Source organism: Haladaptatus ordinarius (assembly GCF_054177595.1).
In genome coordinates, this window is sequence record NZ_JBPEHH010000123.1 from 1 (window position 1) to 9,427 (window position 9,427).

At 56.6% G+C, this 9,427-nt stretch carries 8 protein-coding genes and 1 pseudogene; 5 read left to right on the forward strand and 4 right to left on the reverse strand.

From position 1 onward, the window contains the following. The first annotated feature begins 190 nt into the window (after positions 1 to 190). Positions 191 to 697, forward strand: a complete 507-nt coding sequence (locus ACR3FF_RS23575) for a DUF7964 domain-containing protein (protein ID WP_458190575.1) — start codon at positions 191 to 193, stop codon at positions 695 to 697. Between the two features lie 223 nt (positions 698 to 920). Further along, a complete protein-coding gene (locus ACR3FF_RS23580) occupies positions 921 to 1,283 on the forward strand; it encodes an SWIM zinc finger family protein (protein WP_458190582.1) in 363 nt (120 codons plus the stop codon). On the opposite strand, the gene ACR3FF_RS23585 is transcribed toward ACR3FF_RS23580, so the two are convergent. Both ACR3FF_RS23585 and ACR3FF_RS23590 read right to left on the reverse strand, forming a co-directional pair. Further along, positions 1,222 to 1,596, reverse strand: coding sequence for a hypothetical protein (locus ACR3FF_RS23585; protein WP_458190576.1), 375 nt, complete (start codon positions 1,594 to 1,596; stop codon positions 1,222 to 1,224). The two genes, ACR3FF_RS23580 and ACR3FF_RS23585, sit on opposite strands and share 62 nt — an antisense overlap. A 185-nt stretch (positions 1,597 to 1,781) precedes the next feature. Beyond that, positions 1,782 to 2,177: a hypothetical protein gene (locus ACR3FF_RS23590; RefSeq protein WP_458190577.1), complete on the reverse strand. Its 396-nt coding sequence runs from the start codon at positions 2,175 to 2,177 to the stop codon at positions 1,782 to 1,784. A 24-nt stretch (positions 2,178 to 2,201) separates the two neighbouring features. Between ACR3FF_RS23590 and ACR3FF_RS23595 the strand changes: the two genes are divergently transcribed. Beyond that, positions 2,202 to 2,660 carry a DUF7342 family protein gene (locus ACR3FF_RS23595; RefSeq protein WP_458190578.1) on the forward strand — a complete coding sequence of 153 codons (459 nt, stop codon included), beginning with the start codon at positions 2,202 to 2,204 and terminating at the stop codon, positions 2,658 to 2,660. Between the two features lie 841 nt (positions 2,661 to 3,501). Here the strand turns inward: ACR3FF_RS23595 and ACR3FF_RS23600 are convergent. Beyond that, positions 3,502 to 5,310: pseudogene (locus ACR3FF_RS23600) on the reverse strand (glycoside hydrolase family 97 C-terminal domain-containing protein); the annotation flags it as partial. Between the two features lie 292 nt (positions 5,311 to 5,602). Here ACR3FF_RS23600 and ACR3FF_RS23605 point away from each other — a divergent pair. Next, entirely contained in the window at positions 5,603 to 6,778 is a 1,176-nt protein-coding gene (locus tag ACR3FF_RS23605; RefSeq protein WP_458190579.1) for a sugar phosphate nucleotidyltransferase, read from the forward strand. Between the two features lie 3 nt (positions 6,779 to 6,781). Beyond that, on the forward strand, positions 6,782 to 8,584 hold the full coding sequence (gene glmS / locus ACR3FF_RS23610) for a glutamine--fructose-6-phosphate transaminase (isomerizing) (RefSeq protein ID WP_458190580.1): 1,803 nt from the start codon (positions 6,782 to 6,784) through the stop codon (positions 8,582 to 8,584). A 132-nt stretch (positions 8,585 to 8,716) separates the two neighbouring features. Here glmS and ACR3FF_RS23615 read toward each other — a convergent pair whose 3' ends face one another. Next, a complete protein-coding gene (locus tag ACR3FF_RS23615) occupies positions 8,717 to 9,238 on the reverse strand; it encodes a metal-dependent hydrolase (RefSeq protein WP_458190581.1) in 522 nt (173 codons plus the stop codon). Positions 9,239 to 9,427 lie beyond the last annotated feature (189 nt).

Here is a 9,427-nt window from a genome sequence, read left to right on the forward strand (position 1 = left end):
TTCAACATATTCACGCCCTATCCAGCATCCAAGACAGTCTTCGTCTCATTTCGCGGTCTTTACCGTGTGAGGCGCAGCTTTTGCCGATGCAGTTATCGAGAGAGTGGACAACTAGCGAATGTACTCGTCGTCATCCATTCCTAGGAGGACCCAACATTGATCGTGCGTCCCCACGCAGAAGGGGATGCCGATGACCCACACGTGTGAAGACTGCGGCGAAACATTCGATACGTTAACGCGACTTCGGTTACACGACTGCCCAGGACCCATCGACATCGATTCCGAACAGGCAAGAAACGTGGTCATCCAGACGAAGGATGGACTCGAACGCGGAGCTGTCGTGTCGGCGCTGCCGAAACGACCGCTGTTGCCTGAGATGGTTGAACAATTGGAGCATGACGATGAGGTGCTGACCGTTCTCCCGTTGATGAGCGGTAGCCCCGACGATGAGACCACTGAACGCATCGCGCTCCAGACCATCGCAGGCGGGTACGTACTGGAATACTTCCCCGATGACGGGTGGCTTGTGGTGCGAGCGGTGAGCGGGACGGACAGGACCGACGACGAAACCTTCGAAGAACTCATGGAGCAAGTGCAGGATTGGAAGGGAACGGTAACGGATCTCACACTGGACTATGCGGCTGGCGACACAGACATTGAGGAACGACTTCGGCGAGAGGTGAACCGTGGCCTGTAGAGTCGGTATCATTCATCGAGCACATTCCCCAGGTATTCAAGCAAGATTCAAACACTACATCGATGAACTATCCCAGCGATCGCATCATGAACTACTGCACTACCGCGGTCTCCGACAGAGGCATCGGCTACCATAAAATGGCCGTGCCGTTCGGCTCAATCGGTACGGGGCGATAATCTCTGCGGCCGTCCAAGGTTCCCGGTCGACGCCGTATGTAGTCGAAATCGAACTGGCTGACGACGACCTGCGCGCCTCGTGTACATGTCCGTACGGGGGGAATGGCTACTGCAAACATGTCGTCGCTACGTGGCTCGCCCCTGCCGATCGCAATCCGGACGACGAGCAACCGGCCGTCGAGCGCCAACTGGAGTGCGCCGACTCGGAGGAGCAGTGCGAGTTCCTACGCGCGGAGTGTGCCGACAATCCAAACTTCCGATTTTGGAAAGAGAAGTCCCGACAGGACTACTGTAGTGCCAACTCCGAGAGCCTGTGTGTCTACCCGCCCGAAGAAATTCGAACCGCGACTACTCAGCAGCGTCATCCGAGCGCAGGTCCGCGGCTATCGACTCAAGCTCGGATTTTGTAGGTTGGGTGGGGATTTCGACTACGTGATCTCCCGTCCAGAATGAAAAACGTTGGTAGTACACATCGACGTTAATCCCACACTCAACATCGGTATTGACCCCCTCATATGTAGATTCACTCACATTCTCACCTGTCTTCAGTACGTCAAGGAGGTATTGTTCAATGTGATGGGTTCGCTCAATTGCCATGATGTGATCAGCTGCGACGTATTGGAGAACGTCGCTCGGTGTCCCATATTCTTCGCCGATGAAGTAGAATTCGCCCTCATATTCGTAGGAGTCGAGTCGAACGACAAGCGCGTACATGTCAGTCATAACACTCTATTGGTAGCGCAATGTCTTGAGTGTGAACTTCCGACAACGAGAGTCTGCGTAGATACATAGAAATTCCTTCATTGTTGATGAGATTCGATCTGCCGCACTCTTGGCTTCAAGACGGTAATCTCCGGATCGGTCTCTCGTACCATGTTCTTGTCTCGGGGACGGCACAACCGACGCAGTCAGTCACGGGGGATCCACAGTCCCTCTTTCAGCTCGAAGGCAGGTTCGTATCCCTCGTCCTCGAATTCATCAAAGACCGCTGTGAGGACCGGCTCTTCGACCAGATAGCCCTGGCGTTCGTACTGCTCCCGCGCGCGAGCCCACTGAACGACGACTGCCTGCCGCTGGGATCGTGCTCGTACACGCCGAGAGAGCCGATGATCACCTGTCGGGACAAAGACCAAGTCATCGAGACCAGCACACGACAGACAGTGGGCGCGCTCCTCACCATCAGAATCGCTGACCAACTGAATCCGGCGTCCTGAGCCTAACTCCTCGCCGCAGGCATCACACGAAGATGCTCTGCGAATCTCGAAGACAACAGGTTCGTCCGCGTCGTCAGGATGGGATGGCATACCGGAGAATAGTGATGCGTATCCATGAAAAATCGGGTGCTGAATGTGATGCAACGAACCTATGACCCACAACCCGTACGGACGATCGCTGAACGTGCCCGAACGAGCGAGAACACGGCACGCAAGCACCTGCGCCACCTCACAGAGGATGAATACGTGGTCGAAACCGCAGCCCCCGAGACGAGTGGGGCACTGTACAAGCGGTCAAACGAGTCGCTTGTCCTCGAACGGGCGAATCGCATTCTGTCCGAGGTCGATTCGTCTACGCTGGTCACTCGCGTCGCGGAGATGCAAGAGACGGTGCGGTCGTACCGCGAGGAGTATGACGCGGACTCGCCTGCGGATGCAGTGGTATCGGATGCCGAGACCGACCGTGCAACGCTTCAAGAATGGCAAACAACGCGTCGAAACTTGGGCTTCGCTAAAGTCGCGCTCGCCGTGAGTACTGCAGAACAAGACCTCCAGTCGACGCAGGTACCGTGATGTCGCCGTCAGATGACAGTCTCGACACCCGTAGATCGACACCGTTGTCGGCAAATATCCTTCGCACACCGATTACATAGCCGTCCGTGCTACGGTGGGCTCACATCAAAAACGATTGTGGAGGGAAATCCACACCTATGAAACTTGTGGACTAACTCACCAGGCGTATCGCTTGACCGCCGCCTGAAGACGGAGATATGTGCTAACTGTCTATATCACGCCCAGGAAGTGGTCTGATACGCCGTCTTCGAAGGCTCTGTGTGAACTGGTTTCGTACAGAGTCTTCAGGACGACTTCGACAACGCACGTCCATGTACGGCCTGGCTCAGGAACTGTCATACGCAGGCCCGATGGGGCCGAGTGGCCCCGCATAGAGGCCACCGCCACCACCTGCATCGTAGATCCTAATCTCGATGACATTTTCACCGCCGTAATTGACGGTCTCGGCGGGCACCGTGTACTCTCTTGGTTTTTGCCATGCAGTGCTGAAGCCGTCCGCAGGAAAACTCCCACTCTGACCGACTGCTTCGCCATTGAAGAACGTCCGGTCGACGTCATCGATCTTCCCGACCGGGAGTAGCAGGTCCGCTTCATAGTCCTCCCAGGACGCGGGAACAGTGATCGTTTTCCGGTACCACCCGAAGATGTTATCGTCCGTATAGCCCGAATGCTCCTCCCAGTTTGCGGGGAGTTCAACGTGGTCCCAATCGTTATCATCGTAGTCGGCGGCCGTCCAGGCCATGTCGTCGCCTTTGTGGAACAGCCAGCTCGAAGATAGCGGCATCGTCGGGAGCACCCGAATCGTCTGTGCCGGGAGTGCCTCGTCCAGCGACCACCCGATTCGTATCTCGTGATCGCCGGCAGAGAGCGAGGGCAGCGTGAACTGCACAGTACTCTCACTTTCACCGGGGGCAAGCCGAACAAACACTGTACTAATTTGCTCGCCATCGATGAAGACGCCGAGGGTCTCGCCGCCGATGATCGAGCCAGCGTTCGTCCCCGTGATCGTGACGGTTGTCGGCTGTCCGGCGACTCCGACCGACGGCGCTTCGAACGAGTAATACTCCTGTTTGGGCGGTTCGTACGCAGGGAGTTCACTCAGGTCTGTGTCGGTCACAGGCCGCAGTCGAATCGCCTGGCCGCCGCTGGCGGCCATCGACGTGAGGACGGTTGTTCTCGGCTCGACAAGTACCTCGTCGATTCTCACGTCCGTTGGGTTTGTGTCATAGCGGGTGTCGCTTCCGTCCGAGTAGATCTCGGCGACGTATTTCGGGCCTCGTGCTCTCTTACCGCTCTTTCCAGGGTTGAGAAAGTCGAGGGGGATATCGACGGCTCGACCATCCCCGTTGGTCATCGCACCGACGTACCACTCGTCGCCTTTCTGTCTGGCGGTAACGACGTACCGCCCAATTTCAGCATCGATGACGATCGTATCATCCCAACCGCCTGCAGGAACGGTCTCAAGGAATTCGAACTCGGGCTCCGCCTCGAAGTTCTCGTCCTCAGGAGTGTACCCCGTGTAGCTGTCCGGAATTGGCGATTCAGCGTCGGACTCGGTGACAGCGACCGTGTTGAGGTTGAACCCACCGACGTCACCGGTGAACGACTTCCCGGAGTCGTCGTAGTGTAGTTCAATGGCGATCGTGTTCTGGCCCTCGGTCAGGTCAACCTGCGTCGTGAACACCTGCCAGTCGTCCCAGTACTCCGTGAACGACGGCGTAATAGTCTCGGTCGCGTCGTTCACTCGGAGAGTCGCCTGCGTCTCGCCAGTGTCGATCACTCGGGGTGAATTCTCTTCGGGCGCACTGGCGTAACGCAGGTGCAGGTCGTACGTCCCTGCCGTCGGAACGTCTGTGAGCGTTCACGAAACCGACGAGCCGGATGGTACTCGGTTCGGATCGACTGGGACGTAATTCGTCCCGAACGCGTTGCGCCAGTTGTCGGCGGTGATGAACCCATCGATGTTTCCGGCCGCCGCCTGCAGGAGTTCACCGACTTCCAGTGTCGGATCAATATAGGCCTCGATGCGGTCGGCGACCATCTGCAACCCGGCGTTATAGTTCGGGTACATCGCGAGCTGTTTGGCCCGCGTCGTTTGAATCTGTCCGCCAGTATCATCGTTGAAGGTGATATCGAAGATCCCAGGCTGGTAGCTTGCCGGGCCGGCAAGCATTCGAGTGAACGGCAGCGTGACGTGGTGATTCGGGCCAACGTCAGAGCCGAGTGCACCGAAGCCGTCATACTCCTGCGCTTTCACTGTCTCGGTGGATGCCAGGTTCGGATATGTCCGCCGTTTTCCGGTGGGTTTGTCGGCTTCGTGGCGCTCCAGCAACTGGCGGTTTTTGGCCGCCTCCTGCGCGACAAGTTCGTGGTGGTTGACCGCGATCTGACAGTGGTGGTTGATGGTCGACGTGCCGCCATCTCCCGTGTGCCCCATGCCGGCATCGGCGACGTACCCATTCTTAATACTCCGGATATGGTTCTCCTCGTAGTACGGAAAGATATCGTCGTTCAGGATCTGATCCTCGTAGGTGACGAGGTTTCCAGCCGTCTCGTTGTGGGCGGTCATCTCGACACGTTGCGGAAGCGACTGTCCGTAGTCGGTCACGTCGGGCAGGTCGAAGTCCAGATGTGACGTCGACTCACGAAATCTCCTCGCGAAATCCTTGCTCTACCACCTTCGTCACCTCGACGCGGACGCCATCGGGCCGTGGTGGAGCGGCCGACCCTCACGGACACACCGCGTGTTCGGGTGTTAATTCCAGCCAACCTCACACGAGGGAGGCCGAGGGGAATTAAATTCGCCTGCGGCCATATGGTCCGTTGCTGGGCCTGCCGCAAAACGGCGAAACCACGGGGCTTGCCCCCGGGTATTTCACAAACGTAACCGACACAATTGTCAATGAGAAGACTTATACTGGGGCAAGAGAGTAGTACCTCTGATGAAAGCAGTCATTCTCGCAGCTGGTGAGGGCTCACGACTGCGGCCACTCACCAACCATCGACCGAAACCGATGCTTCCGGTCGGAAACAAGCCACTGCTCGAATCCGTTATCGAATCTGTCGCCACAGCTGGCGTTACTGAAATTATCCTCGTTGTCGGCTATCAGCGTGAACGAATTCAGAACTACTTTCGCGATGGCGACAAGTGGAACGTCGACATCACATACGCCGTTCAAAAAAAACAGCTTGGAACGGGGCATGCGCTCCTCCAAGCTGAAACCTATGTCGAGTCGGATTTCATCGCGTTGAACGGAGATCGTTATATCGAATCCCAGGTCGTTGAGGATCTGATCGACGAACGCCGTCAAACAGGGGCGTCGTGTCTTGCCGTAACGCGCGTCGAAATGCCCAATCGATTTGGAGTCGTTGAACTTGACGGCCAGACCGTGACAGATATCATCGAGAAGCCGATTCTTGGGACAACGTCGTCAAAGCAGATTAACGCCGGTGTGTATGCGTTCGGCCCAGAAATATTTGCGGCGATCCGTCAGACTGAGAGTCACGGTGAACAGGCACTGACGACGACGCTGAAGACCCAAACAGAGATTCACCCAATTCAAGCGGTTTCATGCACTGGCCTCTGGGGTGACGTCTCTTATCCGTGGGATATTCTCTGGCTCAACAACTACGTCCTGGATCAGCAACGCTCCACCCTCGAATCTGATGCTCCCCATTCGGTACACGTTGCATCGAACGCCGTCGTGCATGACGATGTCGTGCTGGATGAGAACGTAACGGTACAACCCGGTGCGGCTGTACTCCGTGGAACGTCCATCGGTGAGAACGTCACCGTCGGATCAAATGCTGTAATTGAGGATGCTGTAGTTTTCCCAGACGCAACGATCGGCCCAGGTGCCGTCGTCCGAGACTGTATTGTCGGGGCAAACGCCACCATCGGCGCGAACACTACCATCGAGGGTGGGAGCACAGACATCACACTTGGCAATGAAATCCATCGAGACGTAACATTCGGTGGCCTCGTCGGCGATAATGCTCGCCTTGGGGGCAATGTCACGGTACAACCGGGCACCATCATCGGCGAGGGTGTGACAGCGGACGGTGGAGCAATTGTCAGCGGACAGATCGAAGATGGCGCGTTCGTGCAGCGAGGGTAATTCATGTGTGGAATAACAGGCTATATCGGAGATGGGGATTGTTCGACGATCGTTGCACAGAGTTTGAAAAATCTCGAGTATCGAGGCTACGACTCCGCTGGGGTTGCGTTACTGAATGGGTCATTGGAGGTTCACAAACAGAGCGGCCAGATTGACGACCTCACGATACCCTCGATGCCGAATGCAACGTGTGGAATCGGCCATACGCGTTGGAGTACGCACGGCGCACCAACGGACGCGAATGCCCATCCACATACCGACTGCGCGGGAAATGTAGCAGTTGTTCATAACGGCATCATCGACAACTACGAGTCGTTTAAACAGGATCTCAGCGACGACCACGAGTTCACGAGCGAAACGGACACCGAGGTAATCGCCCATCTCATCGAAAACGAACTCGCAGCTGGCGTTGACCTCGGTGACGCCGTTGAAACAGTCGTTTCGATGCTCGAAGGTAGTTTTGCTATTGCCGTCACTGCAGTGGGCCACCATGGCATTATCGCTGCTCGTCAAGATAGCCCGCTCGTAATCGGCCACTCCGAGGACGAAACCTTCCTTGGGAGTGATATCACAGCCTTCGTCGAGTACACCCAGACAGTCACATTCCTCGAAGATGGTGATATTGCATACCTCACGGAAGACGATGTGACGATCGTTAATGGCGATAAGCTGGTCGATCGAAAACAGCAAACTATCGATATCGACGCTAATGCAGCCGAGAAGGGTGGCTATGAGCATTACATGCGAAAAGAGATTCACGAACAGCCACACGCAGTCCGGCAGGCACTCTCTGGCCGTATCGATGAACTCGCTGGGGCAGTCGATCTTGGCTTGTCGTTGTCCGAAGAGTATTGCAACTCCCTCGATGAGATCCAGATTATCGCCTGTGGGACATCATACTATGCTGGCCTGTACGCCGCTGAACTGTTAGAGCAGCATGCGGATGTACGCGTTTCAGTACACGTTGGGAGTGAGTACGAGTTCCGGGGGAACCGTGATCCGTGGCGAACACTCGTTGTTGCAGTCACCCAAAGTGGCGAGACTGCCGATACGTTGCGCGCACTCCGCAAGGCCGATGGCGCAGGTGCACGAACGCTTGCAGTAACGAATACAGTTGGGTCGACGATGGCCCGCGAAGCCGACGATACACTCTATATCCGATCTGGCCCAGAGATCGGTGTTGCCGCAACCAAGACGTTCGCCTCGCAGGTGGTGACACTCACATTGTTGACCGTCTATCTCGGACGGCAGCGTAACGCCCTCTCCTCAAACGAAGCATCGACTATCTTGAATGAGGTGTCTGGAGTTCCGGGTGCGATTCAACAGGTGCTAGATGCTGAACCGAAGGTACGTGAAACAGCAGAGGAGTTCGCCAACAGTGATGCGTTCTTCTTCATCGGTCGGCGCCTCGGCCACCCTGTTGCACTTGAGGGCGCACTGAAACTCAAGGAGATCTCCTACGACCACGCGGAGGGCTTCCCTGGAGGAGAACTCAAACACGGACCGCTCGCACTCGTCACTGAGCGTACTCCAGTGATCGCTATCTTGACCGAGGGAACGAGCGCTGACGAGACGTTGCACAATGTGAAAGAGGTCGAATCACGGGGGGCGCCCGCCATCGGAGTGACCTCAGACAAAGACCCGAACCCAGTGTTCGACGTTGCGTTTGAAGTACCGAAGGTTGGTTTGATGGAGCCAGTCGTCGCGAACGTCTATCTCCAGTTGTTCGCATATCACGTCGCGAACCAGAAGGACCGTTCCATCGACAAGCCACGGAATCTCGCGAAAAGTGTAACCGTCGAATAGTGGGAGAGAAAGTTTATTTGGTTCCCTGCGGGATCACTCTGCATCACATGCGAGCCGTGCTCGGCGTGGACGCTCCTCGACGGCAACCTCCTGCTCAACTTCGATCTGAAACACTTCGCAGCGACCGCACTCTCATCGACCAAACCACGACATTGAGTTCGCCGATGTAGGCAGACCGGGAAGGCCATCGGCAATCCAGAGCAGTACCGTAATCGCTGTGAGCAACAGTCCTGTTACGGAAACATCCGCTGAAAGCACTGCCTCGAAGTGGGCGATGAAACTCGGCTCCGTGTCCGAAGCGGCCGGTAGTACGGGCCAGAGCAGGAACGCGATATCGGCGTACTCTCCTGCCAAGATCGGACGGTAGATATCGCCGACGAGATGAGAAATGTAGCTCACGCCGAACGCCAACGCTCCTCCCCGGCCGGTTCGTCGGCAGTAAATCGCGACCACCGCGATAACGATCGTCGCGGTGAACGTTGAGTGGGCCAGCGACCGACCACTCGGGAGGATGGGCACCGTCCACGCGAGCGGCTTATCGACGATATCGGGAAGTTGTGTCGCGACGACGAGGACTCCAACCTCGTTTCCGCTCGGGGGGCGTCCACAGAGCCCGTGGACGACGAGCGAGTACGCGAGATAACCTAACGCCAAGTGCTCCCACGGCCACACGGATGATCGAGACGGGCCGTGCTTCCTTAGCTTGGTCGGCCGCTTCGATTGACGCTCATCTGTAGCGGTGAATACTTTTTCATGACTGGAGTTCGTAGCCTTCCCCAGCATGGTCAGCAGAGAGAGTGTCAACGAGGTCTTTCTACCTGACAAAGAGGACTGTTTAGAGTA